Origin of the sequence: Specibacter sp. AOP5-B1-6 (genome assembly GCF_052376555.1) — a bacterium.
Taxonomy (GTDB): Bacteria; Actinomycetota; Actinomycetes; order Actinomycetales; family Micrococcaceae; genus Specibacter.
In genome coordinates, this window is record NZ_JBQSVT010000131.1 from 1 (window position 1) to 323 (window position 323).

Genomic DNA, 323 nt, shown 5'->3' on the forward strand with positions numbered 1-323 from the left:
GAAATCATCCGCCTCGGCATGGGGGAAGGTCAGGAAATCCTCAGTGTCGGCCGGACCCAGCGCCTGTTCACCCCGGCACAGCGCAAGCTCCTGCTCGCCCGTGATTTGGGCTGTTGTTTCATCGACTGCCGGGCCCCGGCAACCTGGTGCGAAGCCCACCACATCCTTCCCTGGCAAGAGGGCGGAGAAACCAGCATCGAGAACGGGGCCCTGCTCTGCAGCCGCCACCACGGCTTGATCCATCACAGCGACTGGACCATGAAACTAATCACCGGGACCCCGTACTTCACCGCTCCCTACCTGATCGACCCCAGCCAAACACC

The 323-nt window shown here is 62.8% G+C and carries 1 protein-coding gene; it reads left to right on the forward strand.

The window, feature by feature from the left end:
* The coding region (locus tag ACT3TS_RS19790; protein WP_444533232.1) for an HNH endonuclease at positions 1-323 on the forward strand (323 nt) is incomplete at both ends.